Origin of the sequence: Nonomuraea rosea (assembly GCF_039539705.1) — a bacterium.
GTDB lineage: Bacteria > Actinomycetota > Actinomycetes > Streptosporangiales > Streptosporangiaceae > Nonomuraea > Nonomuraea rosea.
This window is the reverse complement of sequence record NZ_BAABDQ010000047.1, coordinates 80,930-102,894: the sequence shown is the minus strand read 5'-3', so window position 1 is coordinate 102,894 and position 21,965 is coordinate 80,930. Positions and strand designations below refer to the sequence as shown.

The window sequence follows — 21,965 nt, the reverse complement described above, 5'->3', positions numbered from 1 at the left end:
TCCTCTTCCGAGTCTGAGCTATCGGGGTGAAGCATGCGCCTTGTCGAATCGGCAGACGTTCCAGAGAGCCCGCAGCGTCAGGAAGCGGCGCAGGACCGGGCTGTGGAGACCCGTACCCACCTGGTCGCGGATCTGGCCGCCCTGATCCGTCCCTCCCACGCGGCCAAGGCGATCCTGCTCGTGCCCCTCGCGCTCATCGCCATGCCCGCGCCCAGCCTGGCCGAGGTGGCCGGTGTCATCTGGGCGACGGTGGCGTTCATGGTCGCCTCCGCCGCCGTCTACATCGGCAACGACATCGCCGACCGGCACCGCGACCGCCTCCACCCGGTCAAACGCGACCGCCCCATCGCGGCCGGTCGCGTCGGGGTGCTGACCGCGGGCGCCTGTTGCGCCGTCCTGCTGACGGTGCTCGCGATCATCGTCGCCCGGGCGCCGGCGTCCTCCTGGCCGCTGCTGGTGTACCTCGCGCTCAACGTCGCCTACAGCCGCGGGCTCAAGCACATACCGCTGGTGGACGTGGGCACGGTCGCGGCCGGCTTCGTCCTGCGCGTCGTGCAGGGGTACGAGGTGACCGGCGACCGGGTGCCCGCCTGGCTGCTGATCACGGTGTTCTCGATCTCCCTGCTGCTGCTGATCGGCAAGCGCCGCCGGGAGCTGCTGGAGGCCGGGGCCGTCCACCGGCCCGCGCTGCGCGGCTACTCGATGGAGCTGACCAACTGGCTGCTGCAGATCGCCTCCATGCTCGCCCTCGTCTCCGGCCTGATGTACCTGCGTGACGAGGGGCCGTTCGGCCCGGAGCACGGCCAGACGGCGATGATGCTGTCCACGCCCTTCGCGCTCCTCGCCCTCTTCCGGTACCTGCAGATGCAGCTCGTGGACAAGGAGGGCGGTGATCCGGTGCGCGTCCTGCTGCGCGACCGCGTCATGGTCACGAACGCGATGTTGTGGGCCGCCACCCTGGGGGTGACGCTCGTGCTGGTCCACCACCCGTCCCTGGCAGCGGCGGCCGCCCACCTGTGAGAACGATCGTGAGAGGAAGGCGATGGACGTCCGCTTACTGGGACCCGTCGAGGTGACCGTCGGTGACCACTGCATCCCCTTGGGACCACCCCAGCGACGCGCGGTGCTGGCCGCCCTGTCGATCGACGCCGACCGCCCCGTGCCGCTCCGCACGCTGATCGAGCGTGTCTGGGACGATCCGCCGGACCGCGCGACCGACTCGCTGTACGCCCACATCGCCCGCCTGCGGCAGGCGCTGACCGCGACCGGGATCTCCATCGAGCGCAGGAACGGCGGTTACGCACTCGACGTGGACCCCGAGCGGGTGGACGCCTACCGGTTCCGCCGGCTGGTCAAGCAGGCGCAGCAACGCGCCCGCGACGACTACACGCGGACCCGGCTGCTGGCCGAGGCGATGGAGCTGTGGCGCGGCGCGCCGCTCACCGGCATCCCCGGGGAGTGGGCCGCCCGCATGCGGTACGGCATCGAGCAGCAGTTCGTCGGCGCCATCGTCACCTGGGCCCAGGCACACCTGCGCCTGGGCCGGCCCGACATCGTGGTCACCGAGCTGACCCCGCTGGTGCCGCGTTACCCGCTCGCGGAGCCGCTGGCGAGCATGCTGATGCGCGGCCTGTGCGCCCTGGGACGCGGCGCGGAGGCGGTGGCCCTGTACGCCCGCCTGCGCGGGTACCTCGCCGACCACCTGGGCATCGAGCCGGGGCCCGAGCTGCGTACGCTGCATCTCACGATCCTGCGCGCCGGCACGGACCCGCCGATCCGGTCTGCCGGGCGGCCCGGCCTGCGCTACGCCGAGGTCATCGGCTGAGCGAGAGGACCAGCCGCTGCCCGCTGTGGTCGGACAGGCCGTTCGAGCGGACCAGCCGATACTCGTGGACGGTGACCTCTGGCGTGGTGTACGCCCAGTCGATCCGCCACCACGGCCACCCGTCGTCCCAGGTGGCGGGGTAGAGCGAGCGCAGGGCCGGGGTGGCGTCGGCCATCCGCCCCGGCACCAGGCGCAGGATGCCCATCGCGGGCGAGGCGTTGAAGTCCCCGGCCAGGACGGCGGGCAGCGGGTTCGCCTCGACGTCGGCCGCGAGCGCGCGGAGGTCGGCCTGGCGCGCCGCATGCTGCGTACGGCCGAGGCTGAAGAGGTCGAGGCCGCCCGCGGACGGGTCGACCGGCGAGCTGATGTGGGAGTTGTAGAACGAGACGGTCCCGCTCCCGACGCGCAGGTCCGTACGCAGCGTCTTCACCGTGTAGAAGCCGGGCCAGTCGGAGCCTGGCGGCACGGGCGTGTCCCGGCCGCCGTCCGGGGGCGGGTCGAGGCCACGCTGCAGGACGATGGGGAACCGCGACAGCGTCACCATCTCGCTCGCCGCGGCGATGTGGAACCCGGGGAACTCCCGGCGCAGCCGGTCCAGGTCGTTCACCCGGATCGGCCGGGAGTCCGCGCCGAAGTAGACGTACTCCTGCAGCAGCAGCACGTCGGCGTCCTGAGCGTGGAGGTAGCGGTAGAAGGCGGCGACGTCCCCGGCCGGCGTGCCGGTGGGCGGGGGCATCTGTCTGCCCACCGGCTGGTCCCAGTACCAGGTGTTCCAGGAGAACACCGTGATCGCGTCCGCCGGGGCCGGGGCGGCGTCGTGCCACAGCGCGGCGGGGTTGAGCCCGCTCGCGCCCCCGCCCAGCGCCAAGGACGCCAAAGCCACCGCGGCGGCCGCCCGGCGCGCGCGGCGCGCCGCCAGGGTCGCGACGAGCAGCACCACGGGAACGGCCGCCAGCGCCAGCGGCGGGACGAGCTCGGGGACCTGCCACCACCACACCCGGCCGGACAGGACGCGGTGCGCCACCACGAACACCAGCCAGGCGATCGCCGCGCACAGCACCAGCGGGATCCTCCGGCGCGCCCCCGCCCCGGGGGAGCGCGTCGCGGCCTGGTCGGCGCCGGTCGTGCGAGCCGTCACGTGACCGCCTCTCCGGTGGCCGGGTGACGCATCTCCATGGCCGGGTCGGGGTCGTAGAGCCGGCGGAACCGCGCCGAGCACAGCCACCGGACGACCCCGGCCCCCACCCCGAGGGCGATGGCCACGTTCACCAGGAAGTGCACGGCGCCGAAGTAGAGCAGGAACAGCGGGCCGCGCCTGCGCAGCACGAAGCGGTACATGCCGAGGTCGGCCAGCAGCGACACGGCCAGGGCGAGGGCCGCGGGCGCGGCGCCGGCCGGGCCGAGCGGGATCACCAGTGGCGACACGGCCACCGCCGCCAGCGCGGCCAGGCTGCCGCCGGCCCGGCTGGAGGTCTCGAACCCGCGGGCGAAGCGCCGCCGGCGCGCGTACAAAGGCACCCGGGCGCGCCCCCGCCGGTACAGCTTGCGCAGCAGCTTGACCAGCTTGTCGTCGTGATCGTGCCGCGAGCGCACCGCGGTGGTGAGCACCATCTCGTACCGCTGGGTGAGGCGGTGACCGTAGTCGACCTCCTCGGTCTCGCGCAGCCGCGGGTTGAACGGCCCGATGTCGTCGAACACGCGGCGCGGCATCGCCATCAGCGCCGAGAACAGGAACGAGACGGGCCCTTCCGAGCTGACCGTCCAGTAGTGGTACTGCAGCGCCCGGTACTCCTCGACGAGGCTGTCGCGGATCAGCGGCTCGGGGTCGTGGATGCTGCTCACCGCGCCGAGCCGGGCGTCGGCCGCGAGCATGCCCACCGCCACCTCGACGGCGTCGGGGTAGGGGGCCACGTCGGAGTCCGCGAACACCAGGATCTCACCGCGCGCGTGCTCGGCTCCGAGGTTGCGCGCGCCGGCCGCGCCCATGTTGCGTTCCGTGCGGATCACCCGGACGCCGAGCCGCCGCGCGACCTCGACCGAGTCGTCGGTGCTGCTGTCGTCCACGACGATCAGCTCGATCGGCCGGTAGGTCTGCGCCTGCAGCGCGCGCAGGCACAGCGGCAGCGAGGCGGCGTAGTTGTAGTTGGGCACGATCACCGACACGAGAGGCCCTTGCTCGGTCATCGCTCACACCTCCGCCGGCGCGGGCCGGGCCGGGAGGTCGTACATGCGGCGGAACCGGCTGGACAGCAGGCACTGGGCCGCGCCGGCGAACACCGCCACCGCGACGGTGACGTTCACCAGGAAGTGCACCGCGGTGAAGTAGAGGGTGAAGCGGAGGCCGGCGTAGCGCCGGACGAAGCGGTACATGCCCAGGTCCGACGCTATCGAGCCGGCCAGCAGCACGAGCGGCGCGGCCAGCCAGGCCGGGCCGAGCAGCACCGGAAGCGGCACCGCGAGCACGGCGAACAGCGCGGCGAGCGAGCCCCAGCCGCGGCTGCTGTTGGCCGGGCCGCCGTTGAAGTCCGGGCGGCGCAGATACAGCGGGATGTGCAGGCGCGCGCGGTGGAAGAACTTCGACAGCACCACCTTGAGCCGGTCGTCATGGTCGTGCCTGCCTCTGATCCTGTTGTCCAGCACGATGCGGTAGCGCTGGGTGACGCGGTGGCCGTACTCGGCGTTCTCGCTGTGGCGCAGCGCCGGGTTCAGCGGGCCCACCTCGCGGAACACCTCCGCCCGCATGGCGAAGAGCGCGGAGTAGATCGTGGTGATCTCGCCCTCGTCGCCGGAGATCCAGTAGTGCAGCTGGAGGCTGCGGTAGCGCTCCACGAGGCCGTCGGGGATCAGCGGCTCCGGGTCGTAGGTGCCGCACACCACCCCCAGCGTGGGATCGGCCATGAGCAGGCTCACCGCGTGCTCGACCACGTCCTCGGCCAGCGCCAGGTCCGAGTCGAGGAAGAACAGCACCGTGCCGCGCGCGTGCTCGACGCCGAGGTTGCGCGCCGCCGGGGCGCCGATGTTGGTGTCGGTGATCACGACCCGTGCCCCGTGCCGGCGGGCGATCGCCACCGAGTCGTCGGTGCTGCGGTCATCGACGACGATCACCTCGATGCTCGGGTACGTCTGCCGCTCCAGCGCGCCCAGGCACAGGCCGAGCGTACGGGCGTAGTTGTAGTTCGGCACGATGACCGAGACCAGTGGCCGTGCCTGCGGCGTCATCGCCGTCCCCCTCTCCTCGTCCGTCGCAGCAGCAACGGCAGGGGCCGGCCGAGGCCGCTCCTGGTGAAGTCCGACGTGCCGTTCACCCGGGGGAAGGGCTCGGCCGGGACCGGGACCTCAAGGAACGCGCACAGCGGGCCCCAGCCGTCGGCGGCCTCGAAGACGAGCAGCCGCTCGGCGGGGATCGCGGCGATCACCCGGTCCGCGTGCGCTTCGAACAGCCGGAGGGCCCGTTCGGGCTCCCGGTCGGCCGCCGTCGCGAAGGTCCGCGCGTCGAGGGTCGTGTCGACCATCCTGACGAACGCGGCGAGGTCGGTGCCGAGCAGCGTCGACAGCAGGACGGCGGCCCTGCCCGGCAGCGAGTCGATGCGCCGCCGCTGCGCGAACAGCGTCCGCTGCATGCTGGCCAGCCAGCGGTCCGGGTCGCGCGTGGTGAGGATGACCTTGGCCTTCGGGTAGTGCTCGGCGAGCTGCCGCCAGTAGGCGGAGGTCGGGCCGTCCACGCACGACTCGTAACCGACGAGCAGGCGGTCCCAGTCCACCTCGCGGGCCGTGGCGGCGGCCAGCCAGGGCCTGATCTGCCGGGGGTGGGCGAACACGTCCACCATGTGGTGGCACGGCCCGAGGCCGAGCCGCTCCAGCGCCGTCTTGAGGGAGAGCGTTCCCGTCCGGCCGAAGCCGGTGGCGATGACCTGCATGGCCGTTCAGTCCTGTTCCGCGAGAGCCTGATTAGGCTTACGGGCAGCAGCCTTCTCCAGGCGGGAGAGCGCGAACCGCTGCAGCACGCCGGCCGCTCCGCCGAGCGCGCCGGTGAAGGTGACGGCGAGGTGGACGCCGGAGAAGTACAGGCCGAACGCGACGCCCCGCTGGGCGAAGGCGAAGCGGTAGGTGCCCGCGTCCATGGCCATGGCGGCGGCGACCAGCGCGGGCGGGACGAGTGCGCCGCGCCGGCCCGCCACCAGGGGCAGGGCGAGCGCCGGGACGGCGGCGAGCAGCAGGACGCCGCCGACCGCGCGCGGCACGGAGTCTCCCGGCGTCTCCCCCTGGTGCCAGTCCAGCGCGCTCATGCGGGCGCGGCGGAGCACCTTGCGCAGGATCATCCGCACGGTGGGGTCGTGGTCCTTGCGACCGCGGATCGCGTCGCTCAGCTTCACCTCGTACGACCGCGTCACGCGGATGCGGTAGTCGGAGGAGACGGTCTCGCGCAGCCGCGGGTCGAAGGGGCCGATCTCGGCGAACACCTTGGCCGGGACCGCCAGCACGGCCGCGTGCAGCTCAAGCGTCGGCCGGTGGGCGGGCATCCACCAGCGGTGCATCTGCAGGGCGCGATACTGGGAGGCCAGGCTCTGGGAGACCAGCGACTCCGGCAGCATGATGCCGCCCAGGGCGCCGATCTCCGGGTGGGCCTCCAGGATCCGCACCGCGTTCTCCACCGCGTCCGGGTCGAGGGCGATGTCGGCGTCGAGGAAGAGCAGGATCTCCCCGGCGGCGTGCTCGGCGCCGAGGTTGCGAGCCGGAGTCGGGCCGCCGTTGACCCTGGTGCGTACCACCTTGGTGCCCATGGCCGCGGCGACCTGCGCCGCGTCCTCGGTGCCGCAGTCATCCACCACGATGACCTCGATATGCGGATAAGTCTGCTCTTCCAGTGCTTCCAGGCAGAGTTTTAACACGCCGGACCGGTTGTAGCTGGGGATGATGACGGAGACTAGCGGGTGCTCCCGACTCATGATGTGCTCCATTGGCCGTGACAGACCTCATGTCCGGTTCACGGTAGGCACGATGGCTTGTCCCATTCTTGTCGCGCGGAACTCGAACTCGCCCTGCTGACAAGGATGCGACAAGGACTCCTGAGTACGTTCGACGCCGGCCCACCCCACCGAGGATGGTGTTGATGAGCGACGGGGACGCAGTGATCGAACAGCGGCTCACTTCCGTACCGCCCCAGCCGGAGACGTCCTGGGCGGAACGTTTCAGGCGTTTCATCCGCCCGCGACGGCGCTGGTGCTGGGGCACCAAGCTGGTGGTGACCGCCTCCGTGGCGTGGCTGCTCTTCGTGCTCTGCCACCTGCTGGCCAGCGGGCGCACCTCGCTGTGGGCCCCGCTGGAGCTGACCCCGCCGCTGCTGTTCCTGGCGGTCCCCGTGCTGCTGCTGGCCGTGGCGCCGCTGGCCCGGCCGGTGCGCTGGCGGGTCATGTCGCTGCTGGTGGTCACCGCGGTGCTGGGCGCCGGGTTGAGCGGGGTCAACTACACCACCCTCTGGTACGCGCCGCCGGCCGCGGGTCCGGGCAGCATCACCGTGGCCGCCTGGAACACCCAGTTCTGGGACCAGGACTGGCGCACGGCCGAGGGCGACCGGTACTCCCCCGGGTTCTATGCTTACCTGCACCAGCTGGACGCCGACGTCTACCTGCTGACGGAGTACCTGTACGTGAACACCCAGGCCGGGGACATGCGCGCCCAGCGCTGGACCGCCGACCTGGCGATGCGCATCGACAAGCTGGCCGAGCTGCGCCGCGAGTTCCCCGGCTACCACATCGCGGAGTCCGGCGAGCAGATCACGCTCTCGCGGTTCCCGATCGCCGGGCACCATGGCCTGGACCTGCGCCCCTGGCTGCCGTCCGACCAGAAGGAGGTCCCCGAGGCGCTGCGGGCCTGGCCGGAGGGCTACACGGTCGAGACGCTGCGGACCGACATCGACGTCAACGGCACGACCGTCTCCTTCTACAACGCCCAGATCGCCCAGCCCCCGCTCGAATGGCGGCTGTACGACGCCGAGTCCCGTGACGTCGCCTTCAGCAAGACTTTGCGGCGGGAGGCGAGCTTCCGGGCCATCAGCGCGGACGTCACGGCCAACCCCCACCCCGTCGTGCTCGCCGGCGACCTGAACAGCTCCCCGGCGATGGGCATCCGCCGCCTGCTCCCGGAGCGGCTGATCGACAGGACGCCCGCGCTCTCGTCCCTCTATCCGGCGACCTACCTGGCCGGGACCGCCGAGCTGTGGCGGATCGACTGGCTCTATACCAGTCCCGACGTGACCGTGCACCGCTACGAGCTGCCCGGCGCCGAGCAGCTGTCCGACCATCGGGCCCAGCGCATGGTCGTGTCGGTGCCCTGACCTGCCGCCCGACCGACGAAGGGAACGGATATGCCTGACGAGCCGGCCTGGGGTGATGACGTCGCGGTCATCGTGCCGAACTACAACAAACGCAAGACCCTGCGGGCCTGTCTGGAGTCGGTGTACGCGCAGACCCACCGACCGGCCGAGGTCATCGTCGTCGACGACGTCAGCACCGACGACTCGCTGGAGATCGCCCGCGAGTTCCCGTGCACGATCGTCTGCTCCCCGCGCAACCAGGGCCCGGCGGGGGCCCGCAACCTCGGGGTGGCCAGCAGCGCGGCTCCGCTGCTGTTCTTCGTCGACTCCGACACGGCGCTCGCCCCCGACGCGATCCACAACGCGGTCGAGGCCTACCGGGAGACGCCCGACTGCGGCATGGTGCAGGGCATCTACGACATCGAGCCGCTGTACGACGACGGCCCGGTCGAACGCTATCGCGTTCTGTGCGAGCACTTCGAGCGCAGCAGGACCACGGCGACGTTCCTGTCCTGCACGCTGATCCCGCGCCACGTCTTCGAGGAGGCGGGCGGGCTGGACGAACGGCTGCGCGACGGCGAGGACTTCGAGTTCGGCACCCGCGTCCCGGCCCGCTACCGGCTGGTCGTCGCCACGTCCGTGGTCACCAAGGCCGACGACGAGGACCGGTTCTGGGGGTGCCTGGCGGAGCGGTTCGTCCGGTCCACCACGCTGCCGGTGATCATGTTGAGGGCGCGGCGGCTGCGTGGTGAGGGCCGGGTCGGCTTCCAGCTCGACATGATCGGAACGGGCCAGCACAAACGCCGTAAACCACCCCGGCTCTCCTCCGCTTCGGCGACGGCCACGTTCCTCACCCTGCCGCTCGCGCTCATCAGCCCCTGGCTGCTGGCCGTGCCGGCGGCGACGCTCGCGGTGTTCCTGCGGAGGAACCGGATGTTCCTCGGCGTCGCCCGCCGGCATCGGGGCACCCGCTTCGCCCTGTGGGCCGCCTGGATGCAGCTCTGCTTCCATACGGCCTTCTTCCTCGGCGCCTGCGTGGGGCTGCTGCGCGCCGCCTGGGTGCTGGGCCGCCGGCGGGGGGAGCCGATCAGGACCGGCCTGTCCCCCGCGCCGTCGGCCGGGACGCGCGAGTGAGATCGATCAGGCTGCCCCCGTTGCCGCGTCCGCTGAAGCTGGCGCTGGTCGCCGCGTTCGCCCTCGCCGTCGTGACCGCCATCGTGTGGACGATGTCCCGGCTGGACTGGAGCGTGGTCGGCGTCCTGTTCACCCGGCGCGATGCCGGGGAGATCAGCCTCCTGCTCGGCGGCTCGCTGCTGGCGAGCGTGGCGGGACTGTCGCTCGGGTTCCTCTCCTGGCGCGTCGTGCTGCTGGAGATCGGCCCCCCGGTCAGCGGGCCGCGCGTGGTGCGGATCTTCTTCGTCGGCTTCCTGTCCAAGTACCTGCCGGGACGGGTGCCCGGCATGATCGCCGCCACCAAGGTCGCCACGGCCAACGGCGTCACGTTCGGCAGGCTGATGACCACGGCGGCGGTCGTCATGAGCGTGGTGCTGCTGAGCGGGTTCACGGTCGGGCTGCTCGCGGGCGTGCAGATGCTGGGGGCGCAGGCGGCGTGGCTGGCCGGCGCCGCCGTGCTGATCGTGGTCGTCCTGGTGCGCCCGCAGCTCGTCAACCAGGGATCCGCGCTGTTGCTGCGGCTGCTGCGCCGTCCCACGGCGGCCAAGGCCGCCTCCGTCAGGGGAGTGCGGCTCGCGGTCGCCTGGCAGAGCCTGTCCTGGGTGGTCACCGGGCTGCACGTGTGGCCCCTGGCCATCGCGATGGGGGCGCCGCCGGGCCGCTCCCTCATGCTGTGCGTCGGCGCGTTCACGCTCGCCACCTCGATCGGCATCGCGAGCGTGTTCATCCCCGACGGGATCGGCGTCCGCGAGGCGGTGCTCACGGCCGCGCTGAGCGTGGTGCTGCCCGCCCCGGCCGCCGCGGTGGTGGCCCTGGCCAGCCGTCTGGTCTCCACCGTCAGCGAGGTGCTGCTCGGCGCGGCCGCCCTGGCGACCGCGGAGTACCTCATCCGCCGCGAACGGGCCGATCCGCAGGAGATCCCCCCTCAGCCCGCGGTGTCGCCACCGATCGGGTGACGTCTCTCGGGGACACAGGGGCAAATGTCACAGATTCGGCGATGACGTTCATCACCGCGGACTGTCCACATCGGCATCTGCCGGTCGCGCGGCGGCGCTGCGAGACTTTCCGGCAACCGGAAAGGAGCGCCATCGTGATCATCAAGGGGCCGCGCCGGGGCCCGGCAGCAGGTCGACGTCGCCCGCGTGCATCGGCTCGCCGCAGTGGGCGCAGCGCAGGTCGCCGCGGCTGATCTCACCGCAGGCGTGGTGGCGGTAGAGCACCGGCGGGCCCGCCTCGCCGGCGAGCCACTTGTCGCCCCAGCCGGCCATGACCATGAGCAGGTCGACGAGGTCGGCGCCCTTCTCCGTCAGTACGTACTCATAGCGCGGCCGCCGGTCGTAGGGCCGCCGATCGAGCACTCCGCACTCGACGAGGTGGTTGAGCCGCTCGGTCAGGACCTTTCGCGAGATCCCGAGGTCCGCCTGGATCTGCTCGAACCGGGTGAACCCGGCCCAGACATCACGCAGGACCAGAGGCGACCAGGGCTCTCCGATGACGTCGAGCGTGCGCGCGATCGAGCACGCCATCTCACTGAAGTTCGTGCGCTGCATGCCATGAGTCTAGCAATTGGGGTTCCTTTAGGGAACTCTGGCTGTTACGCTCGCAGAGTCTCTTGAAGGAACTCTAGAAAAGGACGACGAAAATGACCAAGGTCATGGGCGCCCACGCGGTATCCGTCGACGGTTACATCACCGGCCGCGATCCCGGCGCCGGGCGCGGGCTGGGCGACGGGACGATGCTCTTCGACTGGTACTTCGACGGCGACACGCCCAGCCAGGTGTTCGGCGGGTTCAAGCTGAGCGAGCCCAGCGCCCGCGTCTTCGACGGCCTCGCCGGACGCGTGGGCGCGATCGTGGCGGGGCGCAACACCTACGAGGACTCCGACCGTTTCGGCGGTGGCAGCCCGCACCCGGAGGCCCGGCTGGTCGTGCTCAGCCATCGGCCCGCACCGGAGATCACCGAGCGGCAGACCCTGGTCACCACCGGCATCGAGGACGCGATCGCGGCGGCCCGCGAGGCCGCCGGCGACCTCGACGTCGGCCTCATGGGCGGCGGCGTCGTGACGGAGGCGCTGAAGGCGGGGCTCGTCGACGAGGTGATCCTGCATCAGGTGCCGATCCTGCTCGGCGGCGGCCGGCCCTTCTTCCAGGCGCTTCCCGAGCACGTGCGCCTCCGCCTCATCGAGGCCGTCCCGGCGCCCGGCGTCACCCATCTGCACTACGCGGTCGAGCGATGATCCTCGGCGCCCGGCGAAGACGTCCTCGCCGGCCGCCCTTCACCCAGACACCCCCAGCACAGACCTCATGCCAGGAGATGATCCCGATGCTCGACCCCGACCTCCGCCGTGTGCTCGGCGGCACCTCGTTCGCCCACCTCGCCACCATCCTGCCCGACGGCTCGCCCCACTCCGTTCCCGTCTATGCCGACACGCACGGCGACCACATCGCGATCTTCACCGGGCCGGGCTCCCGCAAGGCCCGCAACCTGCGGCGCGACCCGCGCGTGGCGCTCTCCCTGACGCCGGCCGACAACCCGTACCACCCGGTCCTCCTCCGCGGCAGGGTCGTCGAGTGGATCGAGGGCGACGCCGCCTGGGAGATCGTCGACCGGATCGCCGCGAAGTACACCGGCAGCCCCTACACCCGCGACGAGGAGCGGGTCGTCGCGCTCATCGAGCCCAATTGATCGTCAGCGAGCCAGGAAGGGCAGGGCATGATCCTCATCACCGGCGGCCTGGGTTCCATCGGGTCGCACACCGCACGGGCGCTGCTCGACCTGGGCGAATCCGTCGTGCTCACCGCGCACCGGTCCACCCGGCTGCCTGAATACCTCGACGGCGAGCCCGGCGGCCGGGTCGTCGTCGAGCCGCTGGACACCACAGACGAGGCGGCCTTCCTCGGCATCGGGAGGCGGCACGAGATCACCGGCATCGTGCACCTCGCGGCGGCCCGCTACGACCTGCCCGATCCGGTCGAGTACCTCCGCGCCGACACTCTCGGGCTGCTCAACGCGCTCAAGGCGGCGACGGTGTGGGGCGTGCGGCGCTTCTCCGTCGCCAGTTCCATCAGCGTGTACGCGGGAGTGGCTACGGGAATGGGCGCGGTCCCGTGGCGCGAGGACTCAGCGCTGCCGGTGGTGGCGGCGCACCGGATCCCGGTGTTCAAGAAGACCGCGGAGCTGTTCGCCTCGCTGGCCGGCGACAGTGCCGGGTTCGACGCGGTGAGCCTGCGGATCGGCACCATCTGGGGGCCGCTCGGCCTGCCCGATTCGCCGTTCTTCGCCCTTCCCCGCCTGCTCAGCGCGGCGGTCTGGGGCGAGGACCCCGATCTCACCCCGCCCCGTCCGCCGGCGTACGCCGAGGACGGCGGCGACCTCTGCTACGTGAAGGACTGCGGCCGGGCGATCGCGCTGCTCATGCTCGCCGACCGGCTGAACCACCGCGCCTACAACGTCTCGGCCGGGCGGCTGGTGCGCTACGGCGAGGTCGTCGCCGCGATCAACGCCGCCGTGCCGGGTGCGGGGATCACCCTGCCGGAAGGCCGCAATCCCGACCGGCCTCCGGACAACTACCTCGACATCACCCGACTGCGGGAGGACACCGGCTTCCGGCCGGAGTACGACGTCGAGCGCGCCGTCCCGGACTACGTCGACTGGCTGCGGAAACACGACCGCTAGACCCTCAGGGTGTCCCCGGGTCGTGCGCCTCGCCCGGATCGGCATCAGACGTCATGATCTGCGCGCGGGCTTCCTCGATCTGGCGCATGATGCGCTCGGCCCCGCAGGACTCGGCGGTGCGGTACGCCTCCTCTGCCAGCGCCAGCGCGTCGTCACGGCGGTTCTGTGCGGCGGCGATGTAGATGAGCCCCACCTGGTTGGCCGCGACACCGGCCGGCAGCCCGATCTCCCGGCGCAGCCGCACCGATTCCTCCAGCCGCTCCCGCGCGGCGTCCCACCGGCCGGCGAAATGCTCCGCGATCCCCAGATGCCGAAGCGCCTCGGCCTGGGTGGGCCGGTCCCCGGCCCGCGTCGCCAATGCGTACGACTGCTCGAAGAGGGGGACCGCCGTCCCGGCATCATCCCGGACGACCTGGTGAAAACAGCCCATCCAGAACAACGACTCAGCCTCGCCGGCCACATCACCGAGCAGGCGATACAGCTGGGCCGCACGCTCGAACAGGGCCAGCTCACGCGGGTCCTCGTGCCGATCGTCAAAAAAGCGCGCATGCAGGATCTGGCCCCGGGCCACCGCGAGATCCGCCTCGACCTTGTCCAGGTCCTGCTCGGCCGTGGCCAGCACGCCGGAGTCACCGGCGTAGACGGCACGCTCATAAAGCTGTCTGGCGCGCTCGATGCGCCCCTCCGCCTGCCTCCCGCTCACCGCGTCCCCATTCCCGGTGGCCGGCGTCGCCGGCCCCGCTGCGCCACCGTAGCCCGGTTGTGCGACCACGGCCACCGGATCTCCCGGCTTGTGATTTCATGATCACCCATGAGCGCAGCAGCAACGCCCGTGCGGAGAAGATGGCGCAAGCTCCTCGCGGCCCTTCTCGCCGTCCTCCTCTTAGGAGCGATCGGCCTGTACGAGCTGATGAACGCACGGACCTTCCAGCTCGCGGGCGAGCTGACCGACCGCGTGGCGACCGGCGAGAAGGTCGTCGCCCTGACCTTCGACGACGGCCCCGACCAGCACACCTCAGAGATCATCGCGATCCTCGCCGAGCAGCGCGTCCACGCGACGTTCTTCGTCGTCGGCTCCCAGGTCGAAGCCCGGCCGCAGGACGCGAAGGCGCTCGTCGCCCAGGGGCATCAGCTGGCCAACCACACCTACACCCACCAGCGGATGGTCTTCGTCTCTCCCTCCACGGTGGCGAGCGAGGTCGAGCGCACCGACGCGGCCATCCGCGGGGCAGGCCAGGGCGGCGAGATCCTCTTCCGCCCGCCGACGGGCAAGAAGCTGCTGGTGCTGCCGCTGTATCTGGCCGATCACCAGAGGCACACGGTCATGTGGGACGTGGAGCCCGACTCCGGCACGACTCCCACGGCCGCCGAGATCGTCACGGCCGTGCGGGCGGAGACCAGGCCGGGGTCGATCATCCTGCTGCATCCGTGGTACGCCAGCGGGCAGAACACCCGTGCGGCCATCGAAGGCCTGATCACCGGCCTGCGCGACCAGGGATACCGATTCGTCACGGTCTCGGAGCTGCTCGCTCTGCGACGCCGCTGACCCGGCGCGTGCCGAGCTAGCTGATCGGGACGGTCAGGCGGCGTCTCGTGGGCGGTGGCGGCTCCCTGCGCTCGCCGAGGAGGGTCATGAGCTGGTCCATGGCCACGGCGCCGAGCTTCTCGCCGTCCACGTCGATCGAGGGGACGTCGCCCAGGCCGAGGCTGTCGACGACCATGCGCTCCGAGCTGACCACGACGTCGTGGATCCCGCGGCTGAGCAGGGCGAACATGAGGCCGAGACCGATCGAGGTCGCGTACGGGACCACGGCGGTGGCGCGGGCGGCCAGCACGGCCTCTGCCGTCTCCACCCCGGCGGCGAACGTCGAGGGGAAGGGGCCAAGCATGGTCAGCGCCGCGCCGCTCGGCCCGGCCGCGGCGCGGATGGCCGCCTGGCGCTGGCGATCCTGCCAGGAGCCCGCCGGGCCGCCGATGTAGACGACGCGCTCGTGGCCCTTCTCGGCGAACCAGGTGACGAGCGCCCCGAAGGCGGTGGCGGTGTCGGCGACCGCCGAGGTCATGCCCTCGATCTCGCGGTCGATGAGCACGGTCGGCTTGTACGACGCGGCGGCGCGGACGATCTCGTCCGACCCCCGGGGCGCGGTGAGCAGGAAGCCGTCGACCTGGTGCGCGAGCTGCTCGACCGCGGCGAGCTGGGCCGAGTGCTCCAGGGAGTGCACCGCGATGGTCAGCTGCATGCCCGACTCGGCCGCGCGCGCCTGGGCGCCGCCGATGATCGGCGTGAAGAAGGTGTTGTCGAGCGTGGGGACCACGATGGCGACCACCCCGGTCTTCCCGCGGGCGAGCTGGGTGGCCGCCCGGTTGGGGACGAACCCGAGCTGCTCGGCGGCTGCGCGGACGCGGGCCACCGTCTCCGGGGCGGCCAGGTCCGGCCGGCCCAGGGCGCGGGAGGCCGTCGCCTTGGAAACCCCGGCCAGCGCGGCGACGTCCGCGAGTGTCGGCACAGCTGCTCCTTGAGTCGTTACACGCAGTTAACGCGGGGGTTTGTGCGCGAGGGCGCTCATAATCTATGGTCAGGCTCATGCAACCGGTTCCGCAACCGGTTCCACCCCCAGCGTACGCCACTGAGAAAGGATGCCGACATCTCCCGCAAATCGGCCTTTCTACTGGTGCCCGGTCTCGTCCTCCTCGTCGCGGGATTCCTCATCCCCTCCGCCGCGATGCTCTTCGCGCCGCCGGACGTGCCGACCGGCGAGATCTTCGCACGCCTGGGCGAGATGCTCACGGATCCCTACGACCTGGAGGTGATCGGGCGTACGGTCGGGCTGGCCCTGGCTGTCACGATCATCTGCGTCGTCCTCGGCTTTCCCATCGCCTACTGGCTGGCCCGCTCCCCGTCGCGCTGGAGCGGCATCTTCCTGGCAGTGGCGATCTTCCCACTGATGCTGAGCAACGTGGTGCGGACGTTCGGCTGGCTGGTGATCCTCGGCTCCAAGGGGGCGCTCGGTCAGCTGCTCGTGCAGCTCGGCCTCGTGGACGTGGCGCCGCAACTGCTCTACACCAAGCTGGCGATCGTCCTCGGCCTCACCCAGCTGTTCCTGCCGCTGGCGATCATCTCCTGCTACTCGGCCGTGGCCCAGGTCGATCCCGGCCTGGACGACGCCTCGCGCGGGCTCGGCGCGAGCAGGATCCGGACGATGTGGAACGTCGTCATCCCGCTGACCATGCCGGGCATCGTGGTGGCCGCCACCCTGGTCTTCGCCGGGTCCGTCACCGCGTACACCACGCCCTATCTGCTCGGCGGCTCCAGCCAGCGGATGCTCTCCACGCAGCTCTTCAACTACGCGAGCACCACGCTCGACTGGGCCTCCGCCTCGGCGACGGCGCTCATCATGACGGTCCTGGTCTTCCTGGTCTCCGGGCTGTCCTCGCTGATCGGGCGGAAGGGGGCCACCTCATGAAGCGGCCGATCACGGCGGCGCTCGCGGTCATCGGCTACGTCATCATGATCGTGCCGATCATCTTCGTGGTCGCCACCGCCTTCACGGCGGGAAGCACCCTGAGGTTCCCGCCCGACGGGATCTCGCTGCGCTGGTTCGGGGAGGCGCTCGGCTACGAGCCGTTCATCGAGGCCGCGATCTCCAGCCTGGAGCTCGCCGTCCTCGCCACCGTGCTCGCGCTGCTGGTCGGCGTGCCCGCCACGCTCGCCATCCACCGTGGCAAGCTTCCCGGCAAGGGCCTGGTCGAGGGGTTGTTCCTGTCGCCGCTCATCGTCCCCGAGCTGGTCGTCGGCCTCGCGCTGTTCCAGCAGCTGATGGTCGGCCTGGACCTGGACAACTTCAGCACCCTGCTGGTCGGGCACACCGCGCTGATGCTGCCCTACGCGGTGCGCGTGACCGGCGCCTCGCTCGCGCTGGCCGACCCGGGGCTGGAGGAGGCCGCCCGGGGGCTCGGCGCCTCGCCGCTGCGCGCGTTCTTCAACGTGACGTTGCCCGTCCTGCGTCCTGGGATCTTCTCCGCCGGGCTGCTCAGCGTCGTCACGTCCTTCAACAACGTGCCGCTGTCGCTGCTGCTGCAGGGGCGCGACTTCCGGACGCTGCCGGTGACGATGCTCGACTACGTGCAGCAGTCCTACGACCCGATGGTGGCCGCCGCTTCCACCCTCATCCTGGCCGCCACCGTGGTCATCGCGGTGATCGCCGAGCGCACGGTCGGATTCGCCAAGATCTTCGGAGGGATCAACCAATGACCGCCGCCGCCGAGCTGATCGGAGTCACCCAGAGGTTCGGCTCCTTCACCGCCGTCGATGAGATCGACCTCGCCGTGCCTTCCGGGAAGCTGACGACGCTGCTGGGCCCGAGCGGCTGCGGCAAGACCACCACGCTCAGGATGATCGCGGGCTACTCGGCGCCGACGTCGGGGACGATCCGCATCGACGGGATCGACAGCACGCGCACGCCGCCGGAGAAGCGCGACCTGGGGATGGTCTTCCAGTCGTACGCGCTGTTCCCGCACATGACGGTGGCCGACAACGTCGGTTACGGGCTCAAGCTGCGCAAGGTGCCGGCCGCGGAGAGACGGTCGCGGGTCATGGAGACGCTGGAGCTCGTCGGGCTCGCGCACCTGGCCGGCCGCAAGCCGAAGAAGCTCTCCGGCGGCCAGCAGCAGCGGGTGGCCCTGGCCAGGGCGATCGCGATCAGGCCCAAGCTCCTGCTGCTCGACGAGCCGCTGTCGAACCTCGACGCCCGCCTGCGCGTCCAGATGCGGACCGAGATCAGGCGCATCCAGGCGGAGACCCGGCTGACCGTCATCCTCGTCACCCATGACCAGGACGAGGCGCTGGAGATGTCCGACGAGATGGTCATCATGAACGAGGGCAGGATCGTGCAGCAGGGCTCCCCGCAGCAGATCTTCCCCCGTCCGGCCGACCGCTTCGTCGCCGAGTTCCTCGGCTACGAGAATTTCCTCACCGCCGCCGACGGCACCCCGCTGACCATCCGGCCCGAGCATCTGCGCATCGCCGAGAACGGCCCCGGTCTTGACGCGACGGTGGCCGACGTGGCCTTCCGCGGCGTCGACCTGCTGGTCTCGCTCGACGTGGCCGACCCGTCGGGCGCGACCGTCAGGCTGCTCGCCGACGTGCGCGGTGGCGCGGCCCTGACCCCCGGAGCGCGCGTCACGGTGATCGCGCCCGACGACCACCTGGTCCCACTCCCCCGCTGAAAGCCCGCCGAGAGAAGGAACGACCCCATGCCCACGCGCCGTGCCGTACTGGCCGCTGCTCTGACAGTGCTCGCCGCAGCCGGATGTTCCGGCTCCGGCTCCGAGAAGCAGGCCGATCAGAACACCCTCGTCGTCAGCACCTTCCCCTTCGGGGTGAAGGAGTTCGAGCAGGCGGTCGTCGCGCCGTTCACCAAGCAGACGGGGATCAAGGTCGAGCTGGACACCGGCTCCAACGCCGACCGGCTGTCGAAGCTGAAGCTCGCCAAGGGTGAGCCTGAGGCGGACGTGGTGCTGATCTCCGACTACTTCGCCGCGCTCGGGCAGAAGGACGGGCTCTTCCAGAAGGTCGACGTGCCCAACGTCAAGGAGCTCGCGCCGTTCGCGACCGAGGGCTCCTACGAGGGCCCGGCCTACACCCACCAGCTCAACGGGATCATCTACAACACCGGCAAGCTCAGCCAGAAGCAGGCCGCCGACTGGGAGCTGTTCGCGAACCCGGCGAACAAGGGGAAGGTCGCGCTGCCCGACATCTCGGTGACCGCCGGGCAGCTCATGATCTCGGGGGTGGGCGAGTCGTACGGCAAGGGCCCCTACGACATCGACACCTCGTTGCAGACCCTGTCCGGCTGGGCGCCGAACGTCCTGCAGTTCTACACCTCCTCGACCGAGGTCACGAACCTGCTCACCCAGGGCGAGATCGTCGCCGCCGACGCGCTGAGCGGCTTCGCCACCAAGCTGGTCACCTCGGGCGAGCCGATCGCCTGGACGGCTCCCGCCAAGGGCCGCTACATGGCCACCAACCGGGCGATGATCCCCAAGGGCGCGCGCAACCAGGCGGGGGCGGCGAAGTTCATCGACTACATGCTGTCGGCCGAGGCGCAGAGCGCCATGGCGAAGGCCGCCGGTGACCTGCCCACGAACCCGAAGGCCGAGATCCCGGCCGACATCGCCAAGGTCACCGGCGAGGCGGCGAAGGACCCCGTGGCCGCCGGGTTCAAGACCCTCGACCCCACCCAGCTCGTCGACACCCGCGCCACCTGGGTCGACCGCTTCGCCCGTGAGGTGGCCGGCAAGTGAATCTCGACCTGATGCCCAAGGTCGATCTGCACTGCCACCTCATCGGCACCGTGCGCGCCTCGACCTTCGCCGAGCTGGCCAAGCGGGAAGGGCTCGACCTGCCCGACTCGCCAGAACGGATCTACGCGGACGTGAACTCGCTCCCGCCGGACCCGGCGCTCTACCTGAACACCCGGGTCCCGGTCCCGCAGGGCAGGAGCGCGGACGAGCCCGAGGTCTCCTACTCGTTGTTCCAGGTGTCCTCGTGGGTCCTCCAGGTCCTGCGCGACGCCGACGATCTCACCAGGATCACCTACGAGGCGTTCGAGAACGCCCACCGGACCAGCGCGACCAGGCACCTCGAGCTCTCCTTCGACGCGCTGACCGAACATCAGGAGAAGCTCGGCTACGCCACGGTGGTCGAGGCGTACGCCGAGGGCATCAGGATGGCCGAACGCGACTTCGGCATGTCGGGCAGGCTCATCGCGGCGGTCGACCGGAGCAGGTCGGGCGACGAGGCGCTCTCCTGGGTGCGCACAGTGGCGGACCACCCGCACGACTACGTGGCCGGGATCGGGCTGGACAACCTGGAGACCGCCGGGCCGCCCGAGCGGTTCGAGGCCGCGTTCCGGCTCGCCGGCGCGGCCGGGCTGCGCCGTACCGCGCACTCCTCCGAGCACGCGCCCGTCGCCGTGAACACGATCACCTGCCTCGACGTGCTCGGGTGCGACCGGATCGACCACGGCTACTTCGTCCTGGAGGACGACGAGGTCGTGGCCAGGGTCAGGGACGAGCAGATCCCGTTCACGGTCATCTCGACCACCTCGCGGCGCTCGTGGCGGCCGTGGCGGCGGGCCTCGATCGAGGCGATGCTCGACGCCGGGCTCAACGTCATTCCCGCTTCCGACGACCCTGGGATGTTCCCGACGTCGCTGGCGAACGAGTATCGGATCCTCTCCGATCAGCTCGGCGTACCGGATGAGCGGTTGCGCGCGATGGCGCTGGCCGGGGTGGCGGCGTGCTGGCTGCCCGAGCCGGAGAAGGACGCGCTGCGCAGGCGCTTCGAGAGCGAGCTCGCGAGCCTGGAGTAAGGTCAGGCGAGGTCGGCGAGGTCCTCCTCGGTGAGGGCGATCGAGCGGGCGGCCAGGTTCTCCTCCAGGTGGGCCGCGGAGCCGGTGCCGGGGATGGCCAGGGCCACCGGGGACAGGGCCAGCAGCCAGGCCAGGGCGATCTGCTGAACGGTGGCGCCGTGCCGCTCGGCGACCTTGACGAGCCCGGGGTCGTCGATGCCCGTCCGGCCGCCCCCGAGGGGGAAGAAGGGGACGAAGGCGATGCCGGCCTGCGCGCAGGCGTCCAGGACGGCCGTCTCGGCGCGGTTGGCGAGGTGGAAGTTGTTCTGGACGGCCGCGACGGGAGCGATGGCGCGGGCCTCGGCCAGATGGCCGGCATCGACGTTGCTGATGCCCAGGTGCCGGATCAGGCCCTCCTCGCGCAGCGCGGCGAGCGCCTCGAAGCGTTCGGCGAGCGACTCGCCGTGCGGGACCTCCATCGTGCCGACGCGCAAATAGACCAGGTCGAGGCGGTCCAGGCCGAGGCTTTCGAGGTTGGCTTCGACCTGCGGCCGGAGATCGGCGGCGGTGCCCTGGCGGGGGCCGCCGGGACCGAAGATCGGGCCGACCTTGGTGGCGATGACCAGGGCGTCCTGGTACGGGGACAGCGTCTCGCGGATCAGGGCGTTGGCGCGCACCGAGCCGTCCTGGCTGCGGTAGAAGTCGGCGGTGTCGATGTGGTCGACGCCGAGCTCGACGGCCCGGCGCAGGACGGCGCGGCCGGACTCGGGGTCGCGGGCGGGGCCGCCGGGGCCGCTCTGGGGCAGGCGCATGGCGCCGAAGCCGAGCCGGTCGATCGTGCGGTCGCCGCCGAGGCGGAATCGGTCGGTCATGTCTCTCCTTGTGTTGTGGTGCTCATGGGAACTTCTGCTAACCGCCGACGAACGTGACGGTCTCGGCGAGCGGCGCCCGGCCCGTACGGGGGTGGCCTGCCGTGGCGTCCTCGTAGCCGATCGACATGCCGCAGAAGAGGATGAGCTCGTCCGGGGGCGACAGGATCTCCGCGACGGTCGTGCGATACACCGACCACGCCATCTGCGTGCAGCTGTGCAGCCCTTCCGCGCGGAGCAGCAGCATGACGGTCTGCAGATACATGCCGACGTCGGCCCACTGGGGCGGGCCCAGGTCGCGGTCGATGTAGCAGAACAGGGCGGCGGGCGCGCCGAAGCAGTCCCAGTTCGCGACGGCGGCCCGCTGGCGTGCCTCCAGGTCGTCGCGCGAGATGCCGAGTGCGCCGTAGCGTTCCGCGCCGAAGGCGGATCGGCGCTCGCGGTACGGGGACTTCAACTCGGACGGGTACATCTCGTACTCCCGCTCGTCCCACGGGTCGCCGGTGGCCGCGCGCCGGCCGGCCCGCTTCTTGAGCTCGGCCAGCGGCCCGCCGGTCACCACGTACGAGTTCCACGGCTGAAGGTTCGATCCGGACGGCGCCCAGGCCGCGGCGGACAGCACGCGCTCCAGCACCTTCCCCGGGACCTGCCGGTCGGTGAATCCGCGAACGGCCCGCCGGCTCGTGACCGCCTCATAGACGTCCACGATCACCCACCTCCCTTCGTTACATTCACGACAGTATCATTCAATACTACTA

At 71.1% G+C, this 21,965-nt stretch carries 24 protein-coding genes; 14 read left to right on the top strand and 10 right to left on the bottom strand.

Annotation, left to right across the window (positions count from 1 at the left end; translation table 11 throughout):
- Positions 1-102 precede the first annotated feature (102 nt).
- A complete protein-coding gene (locus ABEA43_RS57305) occupies positions 103-1,020 on the top strand; it encodes a UbiA prenyltransferase family protein (RefSeq protein ID WP_345576045.1) in 918 nt (305 codons plus the stop codon).
- 22 nt (positions 1,021-1,042) lie between these two features.
- The gene (locus ABEA43_RS57300) at positions 1,043-1,825 is read left to right on the top strand and encodes an AfsR/SARP family transcriptional regulator (RefSeq protein WP_345576042.1); all 783 of its coding nucleotides are present in this window, start codon (positions 1,043-1,045) and stop codon (positions 1,823-1,825) included.
- Here ABEA43_RS57300 and ABEA43_RS57295 read toward each other — a convergent pair.
- The 5 genes from ABEA43_RS57295 to ABEA43_RS57275 are packed head-to-tail and all read right to left on the bottom strand — an operon-like array spanning position 1,815 to position 6,771.
- The gene (locus tag ABEA43_RS57295; protein WP_345576040.1) at positions 1,815-2,963 is read right to left on the bottom strand and encodes an endonuclease/exonuclease/phosphatase family protein; all 1,149 of its coding nucleotides are present in this window, start codon (positions 2,961-2,963) and stop codon (positions 1,815-1,817) included. The genes ABEA43_RS57300 and ABEA43_RS57295 overlap by 11 nt on opposite strands.
- Positions 2,960-4,009, bottom strand: a complete 1,050-nt coding sequence (locus ABEA43_RS57290) for a glycosyltransferase family 2 protein (RefSeq protein ID WP_345576038.1) — start codon at positions 4,007-4,009, stop codon at positions 2,960-2,962. Before ABEA43_RS57290 ends, ABEA43_RS57295 begins: the two co-directional genes overlap by 4 nt.
- Before the next feature lie 3 nt (positions 4,010-4,012).
- Positions 4,013-5,044, bottom strand: coding sequence for a glycosyltransferase (locus ABEA43_RS57285; protein WP_345576035.1), 1,032 nt, complete (start codon positions 5,042-5,044; stop codon positions 4,013-4,015).
- A complete protein-coding gene (locus ABEA43_RS57280) occupies positions 5,041-5,742 on the bottom strand; it encodes a sulfotransferase family protein (RefSeq protein WP_345576032.1) in 702 nt (233 codons plus the stop codon). Before ABEA43_RS57280 ends, ABEA43_RS57285 begins: the two co-directional genes overlap by 4 nt.
- A 6-nt stretch (positions 5,743-5,748) precedes the next feature.
- A complete protein-coding gene (locus tag ABEA43_RS57275) occupies positions 5,749-6,771 on the bottom strand; it encodes a glycosyltransferase family 2 protein (protein ID WP_345576029.1) in 1,023 nt (340 codons plus the stop codon).
- 164 nt (positions 6,772-6,935) lie between these two features.
- Here ABEA43_RS57275 and ABEA43_RS57270 point away from each other — a divergent pair, with 164 nt between their 5' ends.
- The 3 genes from ABEA43_RS57270 to ABEA43_RS57260 are packed head-to-tail and all read left to right on the top strand — an operon-like array spanning position 6,936 to position 10,267.
- Positions 6,936-8,159, top strand: a complete 1,224-nt coding sequence (locus tag ABEA43_RS57270; RefSeq protein ID WP_345576026.1) for an endonuclease/exonuclease/phosphatase family protein — start codon at positions 6,936-6,938, stop codon at positions 8,157-8,159.
- Between the two features lie 30 nt (positions 8,160-8,189).
- Entirely contained in the window at positions 8,190-9,272 is a 1,083-nt protein-coding gene (locus ABEA43_RS57265; protein WP_345576024.1) for a glycosyltransferase, read from the top strand.
- Positions 9,273-9,292: 20 nt separating this feature from the next.
- The gene (locus ABEA43_RS57260) at positions 9,293-10,267 is read left to right on the top strand and encodes a lysylphosphatidylglycerol synthase domain-containing protein (protein ID WP_345576022.1); all 975 of its coding nucleotides are present in this window, start codon (positions 9,293-9,295) and stop codon (positions 10,265-10,267) included.
- A 141-nt stretch (positions 10,268-10,408) separates the two neighbouring features.
- Here the strand turns inward: ABEA43_RS57260 and ABEA43_RS57255 are convergent, their stop codons facing one another.
- Positions 10,409-10,861 (bottom strand): winged helix-turn-helix transcriptional regulator, encoded by a 453-nt coding sequence (locus ABEA43_RS57255; RefSeq protein WP_345576019.1) that lies wholly within the window; start codon positions 10,859-10,861, stop codon positions 10,409-10,411.
- A 92-nt stretch (positions 10,862-10,953) separates the two neighbouring features.
- Here ABEA43_RS57255 and ABEA43_RS57250 point away from each other — a divergent pair, with 92 nt between their 5' ends.
- The 3 genes from ABEA43_RS57250 (at position 10,954) to ABEA43_RS57240 (ending at position 12,986) form a co-directional block, all read left to right on the top strand.
- Complete coding sequence (locus ABEA43_RS57250; RefSeq protein ID WP_345576017.1) at positions 10,954-11,547, top strand: dihydrofolate reductase family protein; 594 nt, start codon at positions 10,954-10,956, stop codon at positions 11,545-11,547.
- Between the two features lie 86 nt (positions 11,548-11,633).
- On the top strand, positions 11,634-11,996 hold the full coding sequence (locus ABEA43_RS57245; protein WP_345576015.1) for a PPOX class F420-dependent oxidoreductase: 363 nt from the start codon (positions 11,634-11,636) through the stop codon (positions 11,994-11,996).
- Positions 11,997-12,023: 27 nt separating this feature from the next.
- On the top strand, positions 12,024-12,986 hold the full coding sequence (locus tag ABEA43_RS57240; protein ID WP_345576013.1) for an NAD-dependent epimerase/dehydratase family protein: 963 nt from the start codon (positions 12,024-12,026) through the stop codon (positions 12,984-12,986).
- A 4-nt stretch (positions 12,987-12,990) separates the two neighbouring features.
- Here ABEA43_RS57240 and ABEA43_RS57235 read toward each other — a convergent pair whose 3' ends face one another.
- Positions 12,991-13,764 carry a tetratricopeptide repeat protein gene (locus ABEA43_RS57235; RefSeq protein ID WP_345576010.1) on the bottom strand — a complete coding sequence of 258 codons (774 nt, stop codon included), beginning with the start codon at positions 13,762-13,764 and terminating at the stop codon, positions 12,991-12,993.
- A 33-nt stretch (positions 13,765-13,797) separates the two neighbouring features.
- Here ABEA43_RS57235 and ABEA43_RS57230 point away from each other — a divergent pair, with 33 nt between their 5' ends.
- Positions 13,798-14,532 (top strand): polysaccharide deacetylase family protein, encoded by a 735-nt coding sequence (locus ABEA43_RS57230; RefSeq protein WP_345576008.1) that lies wholly within the window; start codon positions 13,798-13,800, stop codon positions 14,530-14,532.
- A 16-nt stretch (positions 14,533-14,548) separates the two neighbouring features.
- Here ABEA43_RS57230 and ABEA43_RS57225 read toward each other — a convergent pair whose 3' ends face one another.
- A complete protein-coding gene (locus tag ABEA43_RS57225) occupies positions 14,549-15,493 on the bottom strand; it encodes a LacI family DNA-binding transcriptional regulator (RefSeq protein WP_345576006.1) in 945 nt (314 codons plus the stop codon).
- Positions 15,494-15,658: 165 nt separating this feature from the next.
- On the opposite strand from ABEA43_RS57225, the gene ABEA43_RS57220 reads away from it, so the two are divergent.
- From ABEA43_RS57220 to ABEA43_RS57200, 5 genes are read left to right on the top strand one after another with little or no spacing between them, the layout of a single operon-like run.
- Positions 15,659-16,450 (top strand): ABC transporter permease, encoded by a 792-nt coding sequence (locus tag ABEA43_RS57220; protein ID WP_345576004.1) that lies wholly within the window; start codon positions 15,659-15,661, stop codon positions 16,448-16,450.
- Complete coding sequence (locus ABEA43_RS57215; protein WP_345576002.1) at positions 16,447-17,238, top strand: ABC transporter permease; 792 nt, start codon at positions 16,447-16,449, stop codon at positions 17,236-17,238. The genes ABEA43_RS57220 and ABEA43_RS57215 overlap by 4 nt, the downstream gene beginning before the upstream one ends.
- Positions 17,235-18,212 (top strand): ABC transporter ATP-binding protein, encoded by a 978-nt coding sequence (locus ABEA43_RS57210; RefSeq protein ID WP_345575999.1) that lies wholly within the window; start codon positions 17,235-17,237, stop codon positions 18,210-18,212. Before ABEA43_RS57215 ends, ABEA43_RS57210 begins: the two co-directional genes overlap by 4 nt.
- Before the next feature lie 27 nt (positions 18,213-18,239).
- Positions 18,240-19,289 carry an ABC transporter substrate-binding protein gene (locus ABEA43_RS57205; RefSeq protein ID WP_345575997.1) on the top strand — a complete coding sequence of 350 codons (1,050 nt, stop codon included), beginning with the start codon at positions 18,240-18,242 and terminating at the stop codon, positions 19,287-19,289.
- Entirely contained in the window at positions 19,286-20,359 is a 1,074-nt protein-coding gene (locus ABEA43_RS57200) for an adenosine deaminase family protein (RefSeq protein ID WP_345575995.1), read from the top strand. Before ABEA43_RS57205 ends, ABEA43_RS57200 begins: the two co-directional genes overlap by 4 nt.
- Positions 20,360-20,361: 2 nt before the next feature.
- Here ABEA43_RS57200 and ABEA43_RS57195 read toward each other — a convergent pair whose 3' ends face one another.
- Both ABEA43_RS57195 and ABEA43_RS57190 read right to left on the bottom strand, forming a co-directional pair.
- On the bottom strand, positions 20,362-21,210 hold the full coding sequence (locus ABEA43_RS57195; protein ID WP_345575993.1) for an aldo/keto reductase: 849 nt from the start codon (positions 21,208-21,210) through the stop codon (positions 20,362-20,364).
- A gap of 37 nt (positions 21,211-21,247) precedes the next feature.
- Positions 21,248-21,913 (bottom strand): nitroreductase, encoded by a 666-nt coding sequence (locus ABEA43_RS57190; RefSeq protein WP_345575991.1) that lies wholly within the window; start codon positions 21,911-21,913, stop codon positions 21,248-21,250.
- Positions 21,914-21,965 lie beyond the last annotated feature (52 nt).

What these genes read in the sequence shown, in the direction of transcription:
- ABEA43_RS57245 (WP_345576015.1), top strand. Translation starts at nt 11,634, where the DNA reads ATGCTCGACCCCGACCTCCGCCGTGTGCTCGGCGGCACCTCGTTCGCC.
- ABEA43_RS57250 (WP_345576017.1), top strand. Translation starts at nt 10,954, where the DNA reads ATGACCAAGGTCATGGGCGCCCACGCGGTATCCGTCGACGGTTACATC.
- ABEA43_RS57195 (WP_345575993.1), bottom strand. Translation starts at nt 21,210, where the DNA reads ATGACCGACCGATTCCGCCTCGGCGGCGACCGCACGATCGACCGGCTC.
- ABEA43_RS57255 (WP_345576019.1), bottom strand. Translation starts at nt 10,861, where the DNA reads ATGCAGCGCACGAACTTCAGTGAGATGGCGTGCTCGATCGCGCGCACG.
- ABEA43_RS57270 (WP_345576026.1), top strand. Translation starts at nt 6,936, where the DNA reads ATGAGCGACGGGGACGCAGTGATCGAACAGCGGCTCACTTCCGTACCG.
- ABEA43_RS57205 (WP_345575997.1), top strand. Translation starts at nt 18,240, where the DNA reads ATGCCCACGCGCCGTGCCGTACTGGCCGCTGCTCTGACAGTGCTCGCC.
- ABEA43_RS57215 (WP_345576002.1), top strand. Translation starts at nt 16,447, where the DNA reads ATGAAGCGGCCGATCACGGCGGCGCTCGCGGTCATCGGCTACGTCATC.
- ABEA43_RS57300 (WP_345576042.1), top strand. Translation starts at nt 1,043, where the DNA reads ATGGACGTCCGCTTACTGGGACCCGTCGAGGTGACCGTCGGTGACCAC.
- ABEA43_RS57285 (WP_345576035.1), bottom strand. Translation starts at nt 5,044, where the DNA reads ATGACGCCGCAGGCACGGCCACTGGTCTCGGTCATCGTGCCGAACTAC.
- ABEA43_RS57230 (WP_345576008.1), top strand. Translation starts at nt 13,798, where the DNA reads ATGAGCGCAGCAGCAACGCCCGTGCGGAGAAGATGGCGCAAGCTCCTC.
- ABEA43_RS57265 (WP_345576024.1), top strand. Translation starts at nt 8,190, where the DNA reads ATGCCTGACGAGCCGGCCTGGGGTGATGACGTCGCGGTCATCGTGCCG.
- ABEA43_RS57290 (WP_345576038.1), bottom strand. Translation starts at nt 4,009, where the DNA reads ATGACCGAGCAAGGGCCTCTCGTGTCGGTGATCGTGCCCAACTACAAC.
- ABEA43_RS57210 (WP_345575999.1), top strand. Translation starts at nt 17,235, where the DNA reads ATGACCGCCGCCGCCGAGCTGATCGGAGTCACCCAGAGGTTCGGCTCC.
- ABEA43_RS57240 (WP_345576013.1), top strand. Translation starts at nt 12,024, where the DNA reads ATGATCCTCATCACCGGCGGCCTGGGTTCCATCGGGTCGCACACCGCA.
- ABEA43_RS57275 (WP_345576029.1), bottom strand. Translation starts at nt 6,771, where the DNA reads ATGAGTCGGGAGCACCCGCTAGTCTCCGTCATCATCCCCAGCTACAAC.
- ABEA43_RS57280 (WP_345576032.1), bottom strand. Translation starts at nt 5,742, where the DNA reads ATGCAGGTCATCGCCACCGGCTTCGGCCGGACGGGAACGCTCTCCCTC.